Consider the following 19,690-nt stretch of genomic DNA (forward strand, 5'->3'; position numbering starts at 1 on the left):
CCCCTCGGAGGAGTACCAACTTGGTGGTCACGGTTCCTGCGCCCGCAGCCGCACCGGCCCTCATCTCCCCTCGGAGGGGTACCAACCCGAGACGCGGGCCTGGGTCGCCGACGCACAGCGGGAGCCCTCATCTCCCCTCGGAGGGCTACCAACCAGTGCCAGCAGCTCGGCGACATCTTCTCCCCGCTCGGCCCTCATCTCCCCTCGGAGGGGTACCAACCCGAGACGCGGGCCTGGGTCGCCGACGCACAGCGGGAGCCCTCATCTCCCCTCGGAGGGCTACCAACCAGTGCCAGCAGCTCGGCGACATCTTCTCCCCGCTCGGCCCTCATCTCCCCTCGGAGGGGACCAACACGGAGCCTCCAGCAGCATCCTGGCGCAGGTCAGCGTGTCCTCATCTCCCCTCGGAGGGGTACCAACGTCGTCTCCAGGCGGTCATCGCGCCGGGCTCAGCCCAGTCCTCATCGCCCCTCGGTGGGGTACCAACGCCATTGCAGGCACTGCGTCTGCGCATCGGCTACCAGGTCCTCATCGACGCTGCCAGGGGTACCAACGGTGTTGTTCGGCGGCGGTCATCGTGTGGTCCCCTTGTCCTCGCCGACCCGGCGAGGGACACCAACTCCCTACTCAGAGCTGGGCGGTGAGCGGTCGCCGGGTCCTCATCGCCCCTCGGGGGGTACCAACGGCGAGATGCCAGAGGCGACGGACGGGCCTGGATCGTCCTCATCGCCCTCGGAGGGGTACCAACAGTCCGGTGCCGGTGATGGTGACGACCGTGCCGCCGGGCCCTCATCGCCCCTGGGAGGGGTACCAACCCCTCCGCGGCGGCGGGCACGGGGTCCTCGTCCCCACGGCCCTCATCGCTCCTTGGAGGGGTACCAACCTCATGTCGGGCGAGTCGATGGTGTACGGGCTGTCCGGTCCTCATCGCCCCTTGGAGGGGTACCAACAGCACGCCGACGTCCACCGACGGCTCGGCGAGGCCGTCTTCATCGGTCCTTGGAGGGGTACCAACGGAGAGTGATGTGCCTGGAGAAGACGTCGTTGTAGCGGGCGAGGATGTCGGGCTTGGGCGCGAATGGCGGGGGAAGGCGGTGTCGATTGCTTGGGGCAGGCGTTCGGAGTGCCTGACGCAGCGTATGGCGGTCGAGACAACGGGTGCCTGGGATCGGCCATTTCACCAGCGATCAAAAATTCGAAATGATGGATGGATCACCTTGAATGTTTCGCGTGCGGCTAACGGGAAGGCGATACTCCACTTTGCGGGCAAACGTGGTCCATGGACGCGGGCACCTGGTCAGCGACACCGCTACTGGTGTGCGACCTCGCCTTTCTGGGAGTGTCGACGGAGGTCTGATTCCCACGCGTTCCAGGATTCGCTTTCGTGATTTGCTCCAATTCCCATATGCATGCGCCTTTGACGCGGACGCCATACTTCCGCTTAGAGAATGCAGTTGAGCGAGGTCCGCACAACCATTGACCTGCTGATTTATCAAGAGCGATCAGGCAGCGCACTTTTCATGGAAGGAGATGCGCGGATTGGCTCCTCGTTCCGGTGTCAAGTAGGTCATCAACTGTCGTGTGGCACGCGACATCGGTGATTATGCGCCGCATTGCATCTGAGATGGGTTCCCGTGGTGGGACGACCGACGGAGTTATAAGGAAAGGACTGCGAAGGGTGGCTCAATGTGACGATAGTGTTCAGTCACTGCGCGCAGTCAAGTGATGGCCGGCTGTGTGTGGTGGCCTCGGGGTGCGACCCAAGGCCACCTGACAGGCCGTCAATAACCATGAGAGGTATTTGGTCATGCCTATCAACAAGAGCCGGGGATCGGCGATGGAGCCCCCGGCCTCTCGTAAGGGGATTATCCCTTCCCCTTGGAGTGGCGAAACCCGTTCCCTTGATCAGTGGGAAGTTCACCTCTGTTCCAGCCTGCTGGTGGTGGTGCTCGTCCTCGTGGTGACCGTCGTGGCTCTCCACGACCGCTGGCCCGTGATCGTGGGAGGCTCGGCGATCTGGCCGCTTGGTGTGCGTGTGCTCGGCCTGTTGCTGGTGGCGTCCCGCCGCAGCGGCGTGCGGTACGTGCGCGTGCGGTCGGCTTGATCGCCCGGAGGGTGGGCATTGCCTTGCGGTAATGCCTGCGTGGAGCCACTGCCACAGGTCCCGTGCGGTGAAGTCACCGCACGGGACCGGCGAAGGGATTTTTGATGTTCGAGCCGCCGCATCCGATGGGCTGCGCGTATTGCGGAAAGATGATCACGGAGGACAGTCCTCGTGGGCGTCGACGAGATTACTGTGATCCGACCTGTCGGCGCCGGGCGCAGCGGAAACGGGACCGTGAACGTCAGGTATCGGGGGTTGACCGCACGGTACGGCGGTCGATCGCTGTCGACCTTGTCGCACGGGCCCATGAGGTACTGGCCTGTGAAGGTGACTCTGTTCCGCTCGCCGCGTTGTTGAAGCTGGCTGCACAGGTGGGGGAGGACGCCCTGTGCCTTGCAGCCGCGGCCGTCAACGAGGCTCGCGCCGAAGGCGCCAGTTGGCCGGAGGTCGCCGCGGCGGCGACGATGAGCGAGGCGGCGGCGCGGGCGCGATGGGGCGGAGTCAAGGCCGCCGCGCTCCTTGCCTCGCGCAGTACCCAGACACGGTTACGGGCTCGGCATGGCAGGAAAGGGGAGGCCGTCGCCCCATTCTTCGACATGGCGCTGCAGCCGGCCGGTGCGGGCAACCGCCGAGCTGCTGAGGCGCTTGGGAAAGCGCTCAGGACGCTGCTTCTGCGCTGTGGCGGTAGCGACGAAATGGTCGCTGAGCAGGCTGGCCTGCCGCCGGCGGTCGTGAACCTGGCGCTGCAGGGAGCGCACGTGGTGCCGTGGCCGGTGATCTACGTGCTGTCCGATCTGATGAAAGGCGACCCCGTCGACCTGCGGCTGCTGTGGGAGCGCGCCTGGGGACGACCGACGACAACGGCCTCCTTACAGAACTCCCGTACGCTCGCGGCTGCTCTGCGAGGGGCCCATCTGGCGGCCGGCGGCCCGGAGATCTCGACGCTGAGTGCGCGAGTCGACGCCGACCAGGAGGAGCTTGCCCTCGTCTTCGCCGGGCGCGTAGTCCCGCACTGGGCGCTGCTCGCCAGCATCCTGGACCAGTTGGGGACGAACCACGATGACTTCCGCCGACTGTGGGCAGCGTGCCAAGACGCTGGCGACGGGCGACAGGAAGGGGGCGGGGCGTCATGACCACGACTCGTCTTCGATCTCAGCTCCCCGCAATGACAGCGCGCTGTCGACCGACCGGTTTCCGCCTGGCGTACACGGCATTCCGCCAACTTCACCACGACATATACCTGCGCTACGCCTCTGTGAGGACCGAGGACTGGAACCGGGCCAACCAGTGCGTGGATGCCGTCTTCGAGGCACTGTCCACCGGCTGGCCAGCAGCTCTGCGCAGTGATTGCCCCGCGGCGCGGGCCTGGTTCCTGTTGCGGCGGGAAGCTGGCGTCCGAGCCCGCTGCCGGCCGGGCCAGACCTGGCGCTTTCACTGTCTGCTGGAGGATTCGCAGGCGGATGTGGTCCTCCTGCATATCCGGTTGGGGCTGCCCGTGGCCGAGGTGGCGGCTCTCATGGGCGTAGACGATTGCACCGTGCGGGCACTGCTGAGGGCAGCTGAACGGAGCCTACAAGCCATGCCTGCGTGCGTCTCCCACTGGACATCCACTCCGCCCGGGCAGGCAACCGTGGCACGGCATACGCTCCTGTAATTCTTCACCACGCACCGGCAGCAACTCCACTTACCTGCCGCTCGATTGAGCGATTGGCGTGTGTGCCATAGGCCCGTACGATGAGCCCTTCCGTCGGGACGTCTGGCCTTCATCCAAGGCCCAAGGAGCGCGCATGGCCCACGGGGAGAAATCCCAATCTCGCTCTATCGACATGAACACCCCCAGTGTCGCCCGTATGTACGACTGGCTGTTAGGGGGCTCCGAGAATTTTCAGCCGGACCGCGACGCATGCGTCAAGCTGCTTGGGATCGCTCCTACGATCCAGCAGCTGGTCCGCGCGAGTCGCGCCTTTCTCAGGCGTGTTGTACGCATCCTCGTCGATGAATTCGAAGTGATTCAGTTCCTTGAACATGGCTCGGGCCTGCCCACTCGGGACAACGTCCACGAGGTCGCGCAGCGAGCGAACCCGAACGCGAAGGTCGCCTACATCGACAACGACCCGATGGTTCTCGCCCACGCTCGGACGACCCTGCATGAGAACAGCAACGTCATGGTCGTCGACCAGGACGTACGTGATACGGCGAAGATCCTGGAAGCCACCGCTGACTTTTTCGACTGGACGCAGCCGATCGCAGCCCTCTTCGTCTCGGTCCTGCACTGCCTCCGTGACACGGACGACGAACGCGACCCGGCCGCGCTGGTCAAGCGAGTAGCTACTAGCCTTCCGGCCGGCAGCTACATGGTTGTCTGCCAACTCGTCAGCGACGACCCTGTCGTACGAGAGAAGGTAACGGCGCTGATGGCCGAGGCCACCAACAACAACTGGGGAAGGGTCCGCCAGAGTCGCGAAGTACGCTGCTACTTCAAGGGCATGGAGATCGAACCCCCGGGCCTGGTGGACGTCGTCGACTGGCGACCGGACACCCCGCCACCGCCGCTGAATCTTCGACCCAAGGACTGTGTCGAATGGGGGGGCGTCGCCCGCGTCTAGGGGAGGCACGCCGTAGAGCAGCGCATGCGCCGCTCAGCCGTCAACGCGGGCTTGCTGCGCGTACCGCTCTACGGCTGCCTGCAGCTTCTCCAGGCTGGACTCCCTGCTATCTGCCGCGGCATGCATCAGGGCCAGCCACTTGTGGTAACCGTCAAGTGCCTTCCTCTGCGTGGCGTAGGTGGCGCTGTTCACATGCTCCACATACGCCAGCTCGGACGGCCCACCCGTAGGGAATTTGAGCAGCGTGAAGGGGTAAGGAGACAGTACGCGGTCCTTGTTCAAGAGGCGGATGTTGACCTTGTGGGATTGGGCAGCCTTGACCAGGTGCTCCATCTGCTCATGCATGACCTTCGCGCCGCCGCGACACCGATCGAGTACGGTCTCGTCCAACAGGAGCGTAAGCCGCCGTCCTTGTTCCAGGATGAACTGTCTGCGCAGACGCAGCATGACGATGCGCATGACATCGTCGTCGGGAGCATCAGGCCGGACCAGCCGCACCATCGCTTCGGCGTATGCGCGAGTCTGCAGCAGCCCGGGGACCACCTGGTTCTCGAAGATCGTGATCCAGTCAGCTCGCCCCTCCAGCCGGATTAACCGACGGAGGTAATCGGGCGTGACATCCGCGAACTGCTCATACCACTCTTGGTTGTTCGTCTGCGCGAGGAGCTGCTCCACCACCCGCATCTGCGAGTCGGACAGTCTGTAGTGCCGGGCAAGGTCGTAGACATCGCGAGGCTTCGGCGGGCTCTCTCCGCGCTCCAGGCGACTCACCTTCGACGTCGAACCTCGGATAATGGGTGCAACATCCTTCAAGGTCAGACCGCGCAGCTCCCGATGACGACGGAGCTCCTCACCGAGCATTTCGCCCGCAGCCGTGTTGTTGTCCGGCGACGGCATGCGAAGGACGGCCGGGTCGCCATCCGGCTCTAAAGGCTGGGCGACGGACATATGAACTCCGGAACAGCAAAGGGGCAGAGGACGTCCCCAGCATGTCGGGCATATGCCCGCCGCCGCAAGCTATGGCCTGACCATCAGCGTTCGGTCACAACCCCCGTCCCGTCAGGTGGTCGAATTCCGAACCCTTGGCCCCATCGATGAAGGCAGCCAATTCCGCCGACGTGAAAACGAGCGCCGGCCCGCCTGGGAACCGGGAGTTGCGGATCGCCACCTCCCCGTCAGGGAGCCCGGCGACTTCGACGCAGTTACCCGCCCCGACGCTCGCGCTGGCCTTCTGCCATGTCACACCAGAGATCTCACGAGCTGCAACGCCGTTCTTGGGCACCATGAGAGTGCATGCTCCCTTCCTGGACTTGTCGCCAGCTGGCCCTCCGCTGACCAAAGCAATTCCCATATGGGATTGCACGGCGACCTCTATGCAAACGCTATCGAGGGCCGGTTCGGGGCCACAGACCCCGAAAGAGTGCAGTTGGCATCTGAATGTCATATTGAATGAATTAATGTGGGGCTCCGCCCGACGAGCGTGGCTCGACCGGCTGCGGAGCACGCGCTCGCCGACTTCCACCGGTGGCTCTCGACCACCGTTGTCGACGGCGAGGCCCGCGCCTGCGCAGCCTTGCCGGCACGTGCGGTACGCGGTCCGCACTGCCTCGAAGTCGTCAGACCTCGGGCTGGCGAGGAGCGCCTCGCTGCGCAGGTCTGGAGACCGGCGGCCTCGTACTCGTCAAGGCGACCTTCGTCCGCGAGGCTTGAGACCGTAGCGCCCTCTGGGGCTGTTCATTCCCTGGCGCAGGGAGCGGACGACGCGTTCCTTGAGGAAGTCGACCCCGAGACCTGTTCATTCCCTGGCCTTGGGGCTGCCGACGGCCTGAACGAGCGCCGGGATGGTGATGGCGGCCCCGCTGGCAGCACGTCAGAGTGTGCGACGGCATCACGCGGGTGATCACTGCCACCGTAGGCATCCGTCGATGGCTGGTCCGGCCTGCGTCCCGTCGTCGGTTCCGGGGCGCGCTCGTGTGCCCCTCGCCCGTGCCAGGCTTCGCCTTGCATCGGTCTCCGTAATCAGCACTGCTCGTCGGGATCAGCGAGCAACTCGGTGAGGGAACACAACTCGCTGATGAGCTTTTCAAGCGCCACCACGTGCTGGCGCAGCGCCCGCGGCACGCGCGCACGTTCCCACTGTCCTACAGTCCCGCCGCGATGCGCCCACAGCCGTTCCAGCTCTGTCGCGGTCGGCAGGATCTCGGCGAGAGCCACTTCGCCGAAGCCCTGGCCCACAAGGCCATCGACCAGGGCATGCAAGTCGCCTGGTTCAGCCTCGAATCACTCACCGCCCACGTCGGCCGCGCGACCGTCGACAACTCCGTCGCCAAGGCGATCGCGAAGATCACCCGGGCCCATCTGATCATCCTGGACGACATCGGCATGCTGCCGTCCGGCCAGGCCGCCGCCGAAGCGTTCTACCGCGTGATCGACGCCGCCTACGAACGAAGATCCGTGATCGTGACCTCGAACCTGCACCCGTCAAAAGCGCACATGTTCCGGCGAACCCGTGCCAGGTGCTGCCGAAACATCACGGGTTCAAGCAGGGGAGACCATCTCGGTCACAGCGTCGGGTATCAGCGCGATCAGTTGCTGAGACCAGCAGTCCGACTGCTGAGTCGCGACCTCCGCTCCACAGTTGCCGCAGGCGAGGTTGGGGCCGTCCAGGCCGTCGAGCCCACAGCATCCGTTGAGGCGCCCGCGATCGGGGTATCTGGTCATCCTCATGACGTCGTCGGGGTGAAGAACGAGCACGCCGGTTTCCGTACTCACCGCATACGACCCGATCGGCATGAGTGGGGGCAGGAACTTGCTCCCGGGCGATTCCTCGGTGACCAGCGGCGGCATCGCTACTTCCCGGAGGTCAGAACTGAGTCGCTGCTGACATCGCGCGCAAGCAAAGACGGTCATACTCGCAATTCTGTACGAGTTTTCAGCACGGCTTCCCCTCATTTCAGCTGCCATCCGGCAGTGGGAGCCGTCCCTCGTCGACGTGGTCGGCGAGATAGATCAACGTGGCCTGCGGGTCCATGCCGAACGCCGCGGCGACGAGCTTGGGGTCCATGGTGTTCACCAAGTCGCACAGTCGGGTGCTGCGGATCATCCGGGGCGGGAATCCGCAGTCGTCAAGGACGTGGGAAAGATAGGCAGTTGAGGCCGGGCTTCGCCCGGCCTTTGTTCCTTTTGTGACCATCACGTGCGGGTTGTCGGTCTGCCACGCTTCGCGGTGGGCCAGGCACCGCTGCAGCACCGCCCAGGAAGCGGGATCCAGGGGGACGGGATGGGGCCGCTTGCCGAGTTGGACGGTCCGAACTCGCTGGTCAATGTCGTTGATCAGCAGCGTCCGCGTCTCGCTGCTGGAGGCGCGATGCAGCAGCGCGAGCATGCGGTGCGCGTCGAAGCGGCGCAGCACATGCGCCACGCGCCACACCGCAGCCAGCACCCCGCCTGTCCCCAGCACGGCCTGCTCGTCGGCCCGGACACTCCAAGGGCCAGCGCAGGAAGCGGGGCCGCGGCGAACACCGCTGCGGCCAGCACGGCGGCGGTGACCAGGGGTCACAGGCGCCCAATGTCACCCGTGTGAGTGCTGCGCCATAAATCGAACACATGATGCAATTGGGGGCGTGACTCACTACGAGATTCCCGAGCGCTTGGTCCAGGCTCAGACCGCCTGGTACGCCATCTACCAACAACTCGCCTCCGCAGACAACACCTCCGAGACGACGGTCCTCCGACGCCGGCTCCAGCGGCTCTCCGTCCAGATCGCCACCGACCCTTACTGGGCCACGATTCCCGGCAGCGCACCGGCCGCCCGGATGGTGCTGAAGCAGCGGGCCTGGGAGGCGCGATGACCGCCGATCGGGGAGAGACTCGGTACCGAGTCGAGCGCACCCTACGGAGGCTGACCGTGGAGACAGGGGACCCGCCGACTGTTCGGGAGATCGCGGCGGCGCTCGGCCGGTCCGCTTCCACCGTCGCCTACCACCTCCGCATACTGGAGGAGCGGGGCATCGTGCGACACGACTCGCACCGCAGCCGGTCCTACCGGCTCACCTCCTGATGGGCAGAGGCCGTGACCACCTACCGCGCAATCCTCCGGTTCACGACAGCTGGCCCGGCGGTCACAGGCGAATGGTCAGCGGTCACCACCGCCCGCCACGCCTGGCGGGGCTGGATCGGCCTTTACGGCAGCGTCGAAGAGGTCGTCATCCGTGTCGTCGAGGACACCAGCGAGGGTGAGCAGGTCCTCGCCGAGTGGAGGGACGGGCATGTGGTCGTTGACCGGCTGTGAGGAGTGCGACGTCGGTGCCCGGTCTCGTGCAGCAACGATGCCCCGGGGCGCGGCGATCTGTCTTTGTTTCACGGCTCCGGCCGACGTGGGGCCGGCCGGAGCGGGTCGGTCATCGGAGTGCTCGTGTGCCTGCTGCGGTGGCTCGTGGTGGCGGGCCGGCGCGGGAGAGGGCCGGGCTGCGCGGTGCGCGGGGTGCCGGCGGCGTAGGGGTGGTGCTGCGTTGCCAGCGGGTTCGCAGGGCGGTGAGGTCGGCTAGGGCGCGGCGGCTGCCGGTGATCAGCTGGTGCGGCGTGTTGGCCGGATCGTGGGCGTAGGCGGCGATTCGAGTGCCGACGTCGAATGCGCGGGCCAGCAGCGCGCGTTGAAGGATCCGCTCACCCCAGTATTCGGGTGAGCCGACGGGGGCGGAGACCAGGGCGATGACGTCGCTGGGGTCGAGGCCGTCGGCGAGGAGCCCGCGGTGCTGGGCTTCCCAGAGCACGGTGACCGGGTCCACGGGCTCCCCGCCCTGGACCAGGGCGGTCAGGCACTGCCACACCATGGCGTGCAGGGGAAGCGTGAAATCGTCGGGCTGCAGCCAGCGCATGTTCTTCAGCTCTGCCGGGTGCGCAGTGGCCGTGGCGAGGAGGAGTCGTTCCTCGTCGAGGGCTTCCTCGCTGCTGTGCCCCGCGGGGGTGCCCGGCACCAAGGTGCGCGGCAGGGAACCGGGGTGCGGGGCGAACTGTCCGGCGAGCGTGTCCAGGAACTGTCCGAGGATGTCGGCCTGTCCCACAGTGGTGGCGGCGGGGTTGGGCAGGGTGACGTCGGTGGCGGTCTGGGTGAGGAGTTCGGCGTGCATGAGCAGCGTGCGCCGGGCGTGATCGGATCGGATCATCCGCGCGTACGTCGGCGCGTGCCGGGGCCAGGGGCAGACCTGGATGAGGGTGTGGAGATAGGAGGCGGTTAGCCCGGGGGCATGGGGGCGCGCCGCGTCGAGCACGGTGTTCAGCCAGGCGGGATCCGAGCGGTGGATCTCCGGGTCGGGTGGGGGCACCGTGAGCATGGCCTGGAAGAGGGCGCCGTGAGCGTGGTTGCCGAACTGGCCCGCATCCAGGTCGCCGATGTCGGCGAGCCGCTCGGGTTCCAGGAGAAGCGCGCCGAGCAGGGACTGCTCGGCGTAGTGCACCGGCCGGGCAGGGGGCAGGTCGTCCAGGTCGTCCTCGTACGGGTCGGTGGGCTGAGGCATCTAGGCGGCCAGGGTGAAGTCGTCTGGCTGGAGGGTCTTGCCGAGGTGCGGGGCCAGCAGGTGGGCGGCGAGCCGGGGTGGCACGGCGTTGCCGATCTGGGAGAACCGCTGACTTTTGTTCCCGGCCCAGCGGTAGTCGGCGGGGAAGGTCTGCAGGAGGCCGGCCTCCTGGGCGGTGATCCGGATGGACTCCGGCGTCGGCCGCTCCCCGCTCGCGCCGCTGGGAGCGGGCTCAGCGACCCAGACGCACTCGTTCGCACGGTGGCCGAAGAACAGCGTCCCGGCCGGCTCGTCGGATCGGCGCACGGTCGCGTTCGCCTGGTTGTTGCTGCGCAGAGGCCACGACCAGCGATGTGCTTCGCCGGCGAACGTGGGCGCGGGAGCGTGGGCTGGCCGGTTCGCTCTGGTTCCGTGCCGGGCGCTCCACCCGCCACCCTCGCGTCGCGACCGCAGGACGACGGCGCTTTGCGGCTTCCAAGTCCCACGATCGCGGGCGTCGGTGAGCGTCTTACGGGATCCCGATGGGAAGGGCTCGGGGCCGCCGCCCGGTCCTCCGCCGGCGCACACGGTCGGCACGGGACGGTCGGTGGCTCCCCAGCCGAGGGCCTCGGCCATGGACACCCACTGCGCGCGGCCCGGACCGAACAGCGACTCGAGCTCGGCCGCCTTGGCATGCGTGGGCTGCGGCGGCTCGGCGGTCCGGGTGCGGGAGGCGAGCAGGATCGCCCGCCGCCGCGTCTGCGGCACCCCGTAGTCGGCGGCGTTCAGGATCCCGGTCCATACCGAGAACCCCCAGCTGCGCAGGATCGCGGCGTACTGGCGCCACAGGGGCAGGACGTCGGGCACCTCTTCCATCGCGACCCACTCGGGTTGCCCGTGCTGGTTGAGGGCGTGCAGGTAGCGCATGGGCTCGGCGGCGAGCAGTGAGCGTTCGTCGCGGCAGTCAGCCAGCAGCTGTTCGCGGGTGTCGCGGCCGGTGGCGAGGTCGGCGACGGCTTGGTGGACGAGCGGCTGGTCGAGGAGGCCGAGGCGTTTGCCGGCCATCGACCACGCCTGGCAGGGCGGGCTGGCGATGAGCCCGGTGGTCTTCCCGAGGAAGGGCCAGACCGGGTACATCGCCACGTCGGCCCGAATCGTCAACTGCCCTTGCGCGGCACGGGTCTTGCAGGCCCACTCGTCCCATTCCAGGCCGATGTCCCGCACGCCGAGCACGGCCAGTGCGTGGCTCCAGCCGCCGGGTCCGGCGAACAGGTCGAGCACGATCACGTGGCCAGCCCGAAGTCGTCCTGCGTGACTGTGATTTCCCCTCGGCAGGCCCAGGGAGAGCACCCGTCAGCAACGCCCTCTTCCAGCTGCTCTGCGTCTTCTTCGGCGCCGACTTCTTGCTGTAGCGCCGCCCATTCGGCGGCGGTGACATGGTCGATCGGAGCTTCGCTCAGCGGAATGCGTGAACGGTGCAGGAATGCCTCGCCCAGCAGACGGTTTCCGGTGGCGTTGGCGCGGGCGTTTCCCTTCCGGATGGCGGCGTCGAATTCCACCACGTCCGCCCACTCGGTTGGCGAGCTGTCCCGGATGTGCCGCCATTGAGCGTTACCATGGAACGGGCAGCCAAGGCAGCTCGATTTCGGCGTGTCCGCCAATCCGAGCGAGGACAGATAGCGAATGCAGTCGCTGCGCGACCAGCCCATGTCGATGAGCGGGTGCCGGTTGCGCATGTACTTCACGTCCGCGTCCTTGGCGCGGTGGAATTCATCGGTGGAGATGCCGACCCACTGCTCCACGAACACGTCTCGTGGAATGCGGGCAGGGTAGGGGTAGCCGAGGAGTTCGCGGACCTGCTTCTTGATCGGCTTTATCTTGTATTCGCCTGTGCATTGCCTTCTTGTCATTCCTGCCTTGCCGTCCTGATTTAGAATGTAGAGCGGCATGGAGGCGAATCTGTGGCCAGGGTCGAGTGCATCGCTGCGAATGTTTCCGGAAGTGACCCGCAGGATAGGGATACCTGCCGGTTTCGCTATCTCCCGCTCCAGGCGGTCGAGATGCGAATAAACGGACTTCGGTTCCCATCCTGTATCGGCAAAAATGGCGTAATCGACCTTGGGGAGAATCCCTTCGGCTGACAGGGCGAGCATGGCACTGGATTGAATTCCGGCGCCGAGCGAGATGGATCGGAATACGGGGTTGGTGGAAATTGGGTGTCCTTGCGGCGGGCGGGGCGCTGTCCGTGGGCGGGTCGGTCAGCGGCGGGGAGCGGGGGCGCGGCGTGCGGCGGGGGCCGGCGGGGCCGGGGCCGTCGTGGGGGCGCGGGGAGAAGCGAAGGCAGGACTTACCTCGTCGAGGCCGTCGGCGAGGTCGCGGGCGGCGTCTGTGGCCGTACGCAGCCATTCCCATGTAGGGGCGGGAAGTTGGCGCCAGTGGGCGTTGTTGCGAGCCCATTCGAGGATCTCGGCGGCGTTGCGCAGCTGCTCGGCGAGCTGGGCCAGCACGGCGTGCTGCTGGTCTGCGTCGCGAGCGGTGGCCAGAGACTGGAGGAGTTCGTCGAGGGCGGTGGGCACCGGGCCCGGGTCGTCGGGGAGTCCGTAGAGCCGGGCATGCAGTGACTGGGCGATGCCGTTCGCGGGGCCGCCGGAGGACCTGTGGTCGTAGCGCGGCGCGGCCAGGCGGCGCAGGGTGAAGTGGACGACGACGTCGCGGGGTGTGGCGTCGGGGTGGACCTGGGCGGCTAGGGCGAGCGCGATGTCGTGCGCGGTGGGGGTGTCGGAGGGCGTGAGGTCTCCCGGGAAGTGGGGTGCGGGGTTCAGCGGGAGCGGCTGGCGGCGGCCGTCGGCAGGGGCGCGGCTGGGCGTGTGGTGGTCAGACCGGTGCGGCGGTGTCGGCCGAACGAGGCGGCGAGGTCGCGGCGCCCGGCTGCGGTGAGGTGGACGCGCTCGTCGCGGAACCAGTCGGGGCAGTCCTCGCGCATCACCAGGCCGCGGCTCTCCAGGGCGCGGATGGTGCTGATGCTGACGCGGAGGTCCTCGCGGCGCAGGTAGGGCTTGTCGTGGGTGATCGCGACGTCGCCGCGGGCTATCGCGCGCAGTGTGGTGCTCTGCGCGGGGGAGAGGGCAGGCGGCTGGTGCTCGGGTACGAAGCCGCGGTGCCGGCGTTCGGCAACGAAGAGTTCGGCGGTTGCCAGAGCGTCTGCGGAGCCAAGGGCGGTGAGGCTGGCGACGAGGGTGAAGCGTCGGCCGGCCTCTCGTCGGGCCTCCTGCTCGGTCAGGACTGCCAGGAAGTCGTCGCCGAGTTCAACAGGCAGCCCCGCGCGGGTGTGGTCGAGGATGTCGACGGCATCGATGAGATGGTCGGCTGCATCGGTCGCGAGATGGGCGAGTTGGCGTACGCGTGCGTACACCGCCCGGATGTCGGGGCTGTGGTACATCGGCTGGGCGTTGAGCGTGTCCACGATGGCGAGCGCGGATCGGGCGAGGCGCTGGGCAGATTCCGTCTGGCTGTTCAGCAGGGTGGCGGGGGTTGTCCCGTTGAGTGCGTGACGCAGGTGGGCGTCGTTGAAGCGGGTGAAGTCGGCTGCCAACGCGAGGAGCTGTTCGGCGGGTTCAAGGGAGAGGGTCTTCTCGGACAGGGAGGGCTCCAGGGCAGGAGTTGACGGGCCGCTCAGCGACGCCGGCCGGGGCGGTCGAGCTGAGCGAGGGCGTGATCGATGTGCGGGTTCATCGCGGCGGCGCGGACCGGGGTGATCAGGGCACTGTGCCCGTGCCGCGTGCTGAGGGAGACGTCGGCGAAGGCCCGCTCCACGGCTATGGGCGTGGACAGGTGGGCGAAGAAGTTCCGGACGAGGCCCTCGGGGACATCGCGCGTGAAGGTGGCCAGCGGCTGGTTCTCGTAGTAGGCGTGCTCGGCCCGCCAGACGATTTCCTCATGGGGCGTGTGGATAAGTTGGCAGTACCAGTCGGGCGAGGTCAGGACGCCGTCCTCGTCGGACCAGTCGTGGAGCGCCGCGATCTGTTCCAGGGGCATGTCCGTGATCGGGATGCGCTCGGCGTGACGGGTATCGCCGAGCAGCTGAGGCAGTGCCTGGGTCACGGCGGCGACGGCCTCCATGGGCGTCTGCCGGCTGAACTGCACTTCCCAGTACGGTTCGTGGTGGGCGATCGTCCACCAGGTGCCGAGAGGGTGGATGGGGTCGAAGTCGCAGAACACGCTGCCGTCGGGGCTGTCGATCTTGACGTGGCCGGTGGTGGCGTCGTGCTGAGTGGTCCAGCCGAAGAGGTGGATCAGGGGACCGATCGCGTCGGCGAGCCGGTCACCGGCGCCTGCCATGTACCGCGGCGAGACCATGACCCGGTCGTCGGGCGCGTACGCGGTCACCGGTGGGCTCCCTGCGTTGCCGCGGCCTTCGGCACGGTGGCCGCCGCCGTCGACAATGGGGCGCGAGGGCGAGGCTGGGCCAGTGCTTGTCGCCCCTGCTCGGTCACGGTGATCTTCTGGCCCTGATACAGCGAGGTGCTGGCGTCGGCGCTGACCAGTCCGCGCCTGGCCAGAGCCCGGTAGGTGGCGATGGAGACGCGGGTTCCGTCGTTGGTGGCGACCCGGGTTACACCCAGCCCTCGTGTCGAGCTTTCATACAACTTTCCGCCGCCCTGCAGCGCGCAGAGTGCGTCGTACTGGGCGGGGCTCAGCGCGGGGCCCGTCTTTTGCCGTACGGCCGCCGACTTGTACTCCTGTGCGGTGGCCAGGTCCTCGGTGATGCCGTGGGCGAGGTAGTGGCAGCCGATCGCGCACAGGTCGAGCTGGTGGACGGCATCGTCGAGGTGCCCGCTCATCTTCGGGATGGCCTCTGTATGCCGGGCCGTGCGCACCGCCTCGTCGTCGGCCGGGTAGCCGGCGACCTGCGCGCCCTCGTAGGGGTTGGCGAGCACCACGTGTGCCAGGTCGGTGCCGGCGAGCGACGACGAGGAGACGACCGAGGCCAGCAGCTCCAGGCTGCCCCGGCTGCCCGCGATGTGGCTGTACGAGCTGTTGTCGAGCGCGGTCAGGCGCGCCAGGGCGGTAGCCGTGAGGTCCTGCGTCTGGAGAAGGAGGGGGCTGATGCGATGCAGCGCGTCCGTGCCGGGCGTGTAGGAGACGTCGCGCACGCGCGCCTTGAGGGCTTCGAAGTCACGGGCCAACTGCCGCAGTTGGCGGACTTCTTCGTTCAGGTCGAGTGGAGGCGTGGTGATGAGATGGCTCCTGTGCTGGTTCAGCGGCTTCGGGCGATGACCTGCGCGGTGGCAGGCAGAGGGCGGGGCGTGGTTCCGGGCGCGGTGCTCGGCCCGGCCGGAGGTGAGTCGATGACCGAGGCGAGGGCGGTGATGCCTGCCGAGGTGAGGCGCGCGCGGTCCAGGGGCGGGCCGCCGACGTAGGCGGCATGTGCCGAGCCTGCGGTTCTCTCGGCCAGGCCCTTCGTCTCCAAGGCGCGCAGGGTGCTCATCAGCACCTTGGGCTCGCGGGAGCGGGTGAACTCGCGGCCCAGCGAGCTGCTGGCCACGACATGTCCGCAGGCGATCTCGGCCAGGGCTGTGCGCTGAACGGCGCTCAACCGGTCGTCGGGGGCCGGGGCGGTGGCCCAGCGGCGCCGCCGGGTCTCGGCGGCCAGCGTCACGGCGCAGCTGACGGCGGCTTCCGGGGCCAGCGCGGTCAGCTCGCGAGCAGCTCCGACGCTGAGGTCGGCTGCGGCGCTGGCGAGGAAGGCGAGCTGCTTCAGTCGCATGACCGTCTCGGTCAACTCGACGCTTTCATAAAGCCGTTCGGCCTGGATCGCCTTGATGGCGGACTGGGTGTCGCTGGCCAGACGTTGCGCGGAGGCAGCGTGGGCATCCGGTGCTGGCGGGTCGGCGGCGCGCAGGAGGAGGTCGAGCGCGTCGTTGTGCTGGGTGTACTGGTCGGCCAGGTGGAGCAGCCGCTCGACGGGCGTGGGCGGTGGCGCCACGTCGAAGAGCAGGGATTCGGCGGGCGGCTCGGTCATGAGCGACGCCGCGTCGGGCAGAGGTGAATGGGACTCGTCTCCCGTCGGGTTGGGTATGGCCGCTGGCCTCGGGGGCGCTTAGGCGGCAGGGTCGAAGTCGCTCTGCTTCGCGTGGTGGCCGGTGCGTCATCAGCTTGGGCTTGGTGGGGGCGCCGGCGGCTCGGGGGGTTTACGTGGGCCGCGGAACTCGGCGAGGGGAGCGATGACGGCGTATTGGCGTAGTGGGCGAGGGATCTCACGCAGGCGGCGCATCACGGGCTCGCCTCGCACCAGCGTGCGGATGACGCTGCGGGCGAGCTGCGGTGGTGCGTCGTGGCTGAGCGAGAGGTTCCAGCGTTCGGAGCCGTCACTGCGAGGTGTCTGGGTCGCGATCTGCCAGGCAGCCTCCTCGTGGGGGGTGTGCGCGAGGATGCACAGACGGTCGGCCGAGAGATACACGGTTCGCGTGCCGTAGGCGGTGCGCTTCCACCCGGCGTTGTAGAGGTCCTCGGCTAGGTCCTTCAACGGGTCTGTGTCGGTGAGGGGGTGGGAGGGCAGCAGTGTCAGCGGTGCCAAGAGCGCGTGGGGCAGTTCGCGAGGGGTGTTGCACGAGAAGGTGGCGGTCCAGGGGCATGGGCCGCTGTGGGCGGCGGTCCAGCGGGGTACCGGGCCGGAGGCCAGCATGTGGTAGCTGATCGTTGTGGCGTCGTCCGGGGAGGTCAGCATGACCTGACCGGTGTCTGGATCCGATCTAAGGCTCCAGTTGGGTGCACGGTCTCGGATCGCTCTGAAGGTGCTGGTGGTGTTGCCCTCGCCGGCCACGTGCAGTGGTGAGACGAGGAGGAGGGAGGGGGAGAGGAAATAGTCGGAAGACGTGGCGATTCCTTGGCGTCGGGGACAGGCGATCTGCTGCGTTGACTGCTGAGCGGTGCAGGGCGGGCCAAGGGGCATCGAGGTGCCTGCGGAGCTGGTCGTGGAGGTCGACGGTGTCCGTTGGCAGAGCAGCCGAGGACTCTGTCGTGGTGGTCGACGAGGACCTGTATCGCAACGTCGTGCCGCGGCGCGTGGGCACCGGGAGTGTGTGGCGCTACAGGCCGCGACGGTGGAGGGGGCGGGGCGTTGCGGGGGGCTTCGCGTCAGCCGACGCCTTGCGGGTGGGGAGCGGGGGGACGGCGCCGGTCAGCTCGATCCGTGCCTCGTCCAGGGTCCGTTGGGCGGCGTCGAGATGGCGACGCAGAGCGGAGTGGTGCGGGATGGCTTCCAGCTGCGCGTTGATGGTGGTGCGGCTGGCAGGGTCGCTGACCTTGGTCAGGGCGGGGAGGGCCTGGGTGTAGTGGGCCAGGGCACGCCCGATCGTCGCCGCGGCCCGGCTCGATCGCAGGGCGTCCTGTGCGGGGTTGGCGGTCGGGATCTCCTCGGAGAGGAGGTGGTGGGCGTCGGCGGTGAACCGTAGGGCGAGGTGGCCCAGGAGGTCGATGTGGCGCAGGGCGGTGAAAAAGCCGTCGGGGCCGGGGTCGACCTGGTGGGCACGGAGGTCGGTGAGGACGGCCGCGAGAGCTTCGGGGCGCGTCATGTAGTCGAGATCGTCGGGCTCGTATACAGAAATGGACGCCTCCAAGGACAGGGGTGAGATGAGCGGGTGCTACGCGGCCGTGCCGTAGTCGCCCTGGTGAGGGGTGTACTTGGCCAGGGCGCGGTGGGTGATCGCCTTCGAGGCGCGGTCGGAGGCGGCGGACAGCTCCTCGGCGCCGGGCTCCAGGTACCAGGGGCGCAGGTCGAGCATGGCCACGCGCATGCCGGTGGCGAAGCAGAGTGCGGTGCCCTTGGGCAGGGCGCGGATGGCGTCGGCGGCCAGGATGCGTTCCTGCCGCATCGATACCGAGGTGGACTTCCCGGACTCGGAGGTCGAGGTGGAGGTGGTCTCGATGTCGTGGTCGCCGATCAGCCGGGAGAGCTTGTCTGCGAAGTCGGGGTCGTCAATACCGCTGCCGATGACCTTGATGGTGGAGGCGGACCACATGGCGTCCATGCCGGCATCGCCCCAGACTTTCTGGCCCTGGCGGTAGGACTGCAGGATCGTGATGGGGATGATCCCGCGGGAGCCGAGGTGGGAGTACAGGTCCGGCAGGTCACTGATCTTGCAGACGTTGGCGGCCTCGTCCAGGATCGCGAGCATCGGGGGGTCCAGTCGTCCGCCGGCGCGTTCGGCCTGGGCCGTCGCGGCCCGCATCACCGAGTCCGCGCACGCCGCGATGAGCGCTGACGCTCCGCCTCCGCCGTCCTTCGACAGCAGGTACAGGGTGTCCTTGCTGGTCACGAAGTCCTTCGGCTTGAACTCCTCGACGTCCTTCTGCGGGGTCACCCATGCGGCGATCTCGCTGTTGAGGAGGGCTGCGGCGTACTGCCGGGCGGTTTCGTAGATGCCGTCGCGCGTCTCGGGCGGGCCCTCAACGGTGCCCTTGAGCTGGGCGGCGACTGCGGCGTGGCCGTGGTCGCGCAGGATGTCCAGCGGCGTGCGGTCGGCAGGGAACGCGAGCCACTGCATCACGTCGGTGATGGGCCGTTCGTCGAGGGCTGCGGCCAGGAACAACTGCGACAAGATGTTGGATCCGGCCTTGGACCAGAAGTCGCCCTGCTGCGAGGCGTCCACGGAAGCGGCGAGGAAGTGCCCGGCCAACCTGCCGGCGCCGTCCAACGTTTTGGCGTCGGCCAGTGGGTTCCACCACATCTGGCGTTCGGAGTGGGCGATCTGCTGAGGGTCCATCGACCACGTCCGGCCGACGGCCGCGCGCGCGTCGAGCGTTGCCGTATATGCGTCGCCGGCCGCCTTGTTGGAGGTGAGCAGGACCGGGCCGGGCGCGTTGAGGATGGAGGGGATCGCCAGAGAGGTGGTCTTGCCGGAGCGCGGCGCCATGATCGCCACGGCGACATCCTCATAACCCATGCGGACCTCGTGGCGAGTGCCCTGAAGGTTGCCGAGCAAGATGCCGGTGTCCTTGGCATCTATGTGCTTGGTGTCCTTCAGGCTCGGCCGCAGGGAGCGGGCCTTGGCGGTGATGGCCTTGGACATCAGCGGCTCGATGTCCTGGTGCTTGGCCATCCCGGCGACGCGCTTCTTGCGCCCGCTGGTGCCGTCCTTGTGCCGCTTGTAGAGCACGGCGGCGGTGATGCCGAGGGCGATCAGTATGGCGCCGGGCAGGATGCGTGCGCCGATCAGGAGGGACGTGTCGTCCAGGCTGGGCCACAGATGGTCGGGGTGCAGCAGGGCCTGGACGGGCTGGTATGGGGCGGTGTGTCCGGAGTCGGTGGCCCAGGCGGTGAGGTTGCCGCCGAGCCAGGCGAGGTTGGATGCGGGGACGGCGATGGCGATGGCGCCGAGCAGGACGCGGAAGGCTATGTCGTAGCCGTCAGTGTTCGGGGTATTCGGGCTGGAGGGCTGAGGCAAGAGGGCAGGGCCTTACGTGGCGGGGGCAGGCAGGGGAGG

General features: G+C 67.8%; 22 protein-coding genes and 1 pseudogene. 7 read left to right on the forward strand and 16 right to left on the reverse strand.

Annotated features, from left to right (window positions below; genetic code table 11):
* Positions 1-1,807 precede the first annotated feature (1,807 nt).
* From ACO1BR_RS23865 to ACO1BR_RS23875, 3 genes are all read left to right on the forward strand, one after another.
* Positions 1,808-2,104, forward strand: coding sequence for a hypothetical protein (locus ACO1BR_RS23865; protein ID WP_426797129.1), 297 nt, complete (start codon positions 1,808-1,810; stop codon positions 2,102-2,104).
* Between the two features lie 104 nt (positions 2,105-2,208).
* Positions 2,209-3,237 carry a hypothetical protein gene (locus tag ACO1BR_RS23870; protein WP_426797130.1) on the forward strand — a complete coding sequence of 343 codons (1,029 nt, stop codon included), beginning with the start codon at positions 2,209-2,211 and terminating at the stop codon, positions 3,235-3,237.
* A 654-nt stretch (positions 3,238-3,891) separates the two neighbouring features.
* Complete coding sequence (locus ACO1BR_RS23875) at positions 3,892-4,710, forward strand: SAM-dependent methyltransferase (RefSeq protein WP_426797131.1); 819 nt, start codon at positions 3,892-3,894, stop codon at positions 4,708-4,710.
* Between the two features lie 33 nt (positions 4,711-4,743).
* Here the strand turns inward: ACO1BR_RS23875 and ACO1BR_RS23880 are convergent, their stop codons facing one another.
* The 3 genes from ACO1BR_RS23880 to ACO1BR_RS23890 all read right to left on the reverse strand — a co-directional run bounded on the left by ACO1BR_RS23880 (position 4,744) and on the right by ACO1BR_RS23890 (position 6,969).
* Positions 4,744-5,658, reverse strand: a complete 915-nt coding sequence (locus ACO1BR_RS23880) for a helix-turn-helix domain-containing protein (RefSeq protein WP_426797132.1) — start codon at positions 5,656-5,658, stop codon at positions 4,744-4,746.
* A 94-nt stretch (positions 5,659-5,752) separates the two neighbouring features.
* Positions 5,753-5,995, reverse strand: a complete 243-nt coding sequence (locus tag ACO1BR_RS23885; RefSeq protein WP_426797133.1) for a DUF397 domain-containing protein — start codon at positions 5,993-5,995, stop codon at positions 5,753-5,755.
* A gap of 734 nt (positions 5,996-6,729) precedes the next feature.
* Positions 6,730-6,969, reverse strand: a complete 240-nt coding sequence (locus ACO1BR_RS23890; protein ID WP_426797259.1) for a hypothetical protein — start codon at positions 6,967-6,969, stop codon at positions 6,730-6,732.
* Here ACO1BR_RS23890 and ACO1BR_RS23895 point away from each other — a divergent pair.
* Positions 6,868-7,149, forward strand: a pseudogene (locus tag ACO1BR_RS23895) (ATP-binding protein); the annotation flags it as partial. The gene ACO1BR_RS23890 and the pseudogene ACO1BR_RS23895 sit on opposite strands and share 102 nt — an antisense overlap.
* A 99-nt stretch (positions 7,150-7,248) precedes the next feature.
* Here the strand turns inward: ACO1BR_RS23895 and ACO1BR_RS23900 are convergent.
* Together ACO1BR_RS23900 and ACO1BR_RS23905 are read right to left on the reverse strand one after the other, a co-directional pair.
* Complete coding sequence (locus ACO1BR_RS23900; RefSeq protein WP_426797260.1) at positions 7,249-7,620, reverse strand: hypothetical protein; 372 nt, start codon at positions 7,618-7,620, stop codon at positions 7,249-7,251.
* A 43-nt stretch (positions 7,621-7,663) separates the two neighbouring features.
* Positions 7,664-8,131 carry a hypothetical protein gene (locus tag ACO1BR_RS23905; protein WP_426797261.1) on the reverse strand — a complete coding sequence of 156 codons (468 nt, stop codon included), beginning with the start codon at positions 8,129-8,131 and terminating at the stop codon, positions 7,664-7,666.
* A gap of 202 nt (positions 8,132-8,333) precedes the next feature.
* Here ACO1BR_RS23905 and ACO1BR_RS23910 point away from each other — a divergent pair, with 202 nt between their 5' ends.
* Genes ACO1BR_RS23910 through ACO1BR_RS23920 form a run of 3 tightly spaced genes read left to right on the forward strand, consistent with a single transcriptional unit; the run spans position 8,334 to position 9,001 of the window.
* On the forward strand, positions 8,334-8,561 hold the full coding sequence (locus ACO1BR_RS23910) for a hypothetical protein (protein WP_426797134.1): 228 nt from the start codon (positions 8,334-8,336) through the stop codon (positions 8,559-8,561).
* Complete coding sequence (locus ACO1BR_RS23915) at positions 8,558-8,770, forward strand: LexA family protein (RefSeq protein ID WP_426797135.1); 213 nt, start codon at positions 8,558-8,560, stop codon at positions 8,768-8,770. Before ACO1BR_RS23910 ends, ACO1BR_RS23915 begins: the two co-directional genes overlap by 4 nt.
* A gap of 12 nt (positions 8,771-8,782) precedes the next feature.
* Positions 8,783-9,001, forward strand: coding sequence for a hypothetical protein (locus ACO1BR_RS23920; RefSeq protein ID WP_426797136.1), 219 nt, complete (start codon positions 8,783-8,785; stop codon positions 8,999-9,001).
* Positions 9,002-9,110: 109 nt separating this feature from the next.
* On the opposite strand, the gene ACO1BR_RS23925 is transcribed toward ACO1BR_RS23920, so the two are convergent.
* The 11 genes from ACO1BR_RS23925 to ACO1BR_RS23975 form a co-directional block, all read right to left on the reverse strand.
* Complete coding sequence (locus ACO1BR_RS23925) at positions 9,111-10,226, reverse strand: DnaB-like helicase N-terminal domain-containing protein (RefSeq protein ID WP_426797137.1); 1,116 nt, start codon at positions 10,224-10,226, stop codon at positions 9,111-9,113.
* A complete protein-coding gene (locus ACO1BR_RS23930) occupies positions 10,227-11,492 on the reverse strand; it encodes a DNA cytosine methyltransferase (protein ID WP_426797138.1) in 1,266 nt (421 codons plus the stop codon). It lies immediately after the preceding gene.
* The gene (locus ACO1BR_RS23935; protein ID WP_426797139.1) at positions 11,489-12,358 is read right to left on the reverse strand and encodes a hypothetical protein; all 870 of its coding nucleotides are present in this window, start codon (positions 12,356-12,358) and stop codon (positions 11,489-11,491) included. The genes ACO1BR_RS23930 and ACO1BR_RS23935 overlap by 4 nt, the downstream gene beginning before the upstream one ends.
* A gap of 105 nt (positions 12,359-12,463) precedes the next feature.
* Positions 12,464-12,781 carry a hypothetical protein gene (locus ACO1BR_RS23940; protein ID WP_426797140.1) on the reverse strand — a complete coding sequence of 106 codons (318 nt, stop codon included), beginning with the start codon at positions 12,779-12,781 and terminating at the stop codon, positions 12,464-12,466.
* A 242-nt stretch (positions 12,782-13,023) separates the two neighbouring features.
* Complete coding sequence (locus ACO1BR_RS23945; protein WP_426797141.1) at positions 13,024-13,797, reverse strand: hypothetical protein; 774 nt, start codon at positions 13,795-13,797, stop codon at positions 13,024-13,026.
* A gap of 80 nt (positions 13,798-13,877) precedes the next feature.
* Positions 13,878-14,591 carry a DUF317 domain-containing protein gene (locus ACO1BR_RS23950; RefSeq protein ID WP_426797142.1) on the reverse strand — a complete coding sequence of 238 codons (714 nt, stop codon included), beginning with the start codon at positions 14,589-14,591 and terminating at the stop codon, positions 13,878-13,880.
* Positions 14,588-15,391, reverse strand: coding sequence for a hypothetical protein (locus ACO1BR_RS23955; RefSeq protein WP_426797143.1), 804 nt, complete (start codon positions 15,389-15,391; stop codon positions 14,588-14,590). The genes ACO1BR_RS23950 and ACO1BR_RS23955 overlap by 4 nt, the downstream gene beginning before the upstream one ends.
* Positions 15,392-15,462: 71 nt before the next feature.
* The gene (locus ACO1BR_RS23960; protein ID WP_426797144.1) at positions 15,463-16,227 is read right to left on the reverse strand and encodes a hypothetical protein; all 765 of its coding nucleotides are present in this window, start codon (positions 16,225-16,227) and stop codon (positions 15,463-15,465) included.
* Between the two features lie 129 nt (positions 16,228-16,356).
* Positions 16,357-16,932: a hypothetical protein gene (locus tag ACO1BR_RS23965; protein ID WP_426797145.1), complete on the reverse strand. Its 576-nt coding sequence runs from the start codon at positions 16,930-16,932 to the stop codon at positions 16,357-16,359.
* A 361-nt stretch (positions 16,933-17,293) separates the two neighbouring features.
* Positions 17,294-17,779 carry a hypothetical protein gene (locus ACO1BR_RS23970; protein WP_426797146.1) on the reverse strand — a complete coding sequence of 162 codons (486 nt, stop codon included), beginning with the start codon at positions 17,777-17,779 and terminating at the stop codon, positions 17,294-17,296.
* Positions 17,780-17,848: 69 nt separating this feature from the next.
* On the reverse strand, positions 17,849-19,651 hold the full coding sequence (locus ACO1BR_RS23975) for a TraM recognition domain-containing protein (protein ID WP_426797147.1): 1,803 nt from the start codon (positions 19,649-19,651) through the stop codon (positions 17,849-17,851).
* Between the last annotated feature and the right edge of the window lie 39 nt (positions 19,652-19,690).

It is taken from the genome of Streptomyces sp. YGL11-2 (assembly GCF_050054615.1).
Taxonomy (GTDB): domain Bacteria; phylum Actinomycetota; class Actinomycetes; order Streptomycetales; family Streptomycetaceae; genus Streptomyces.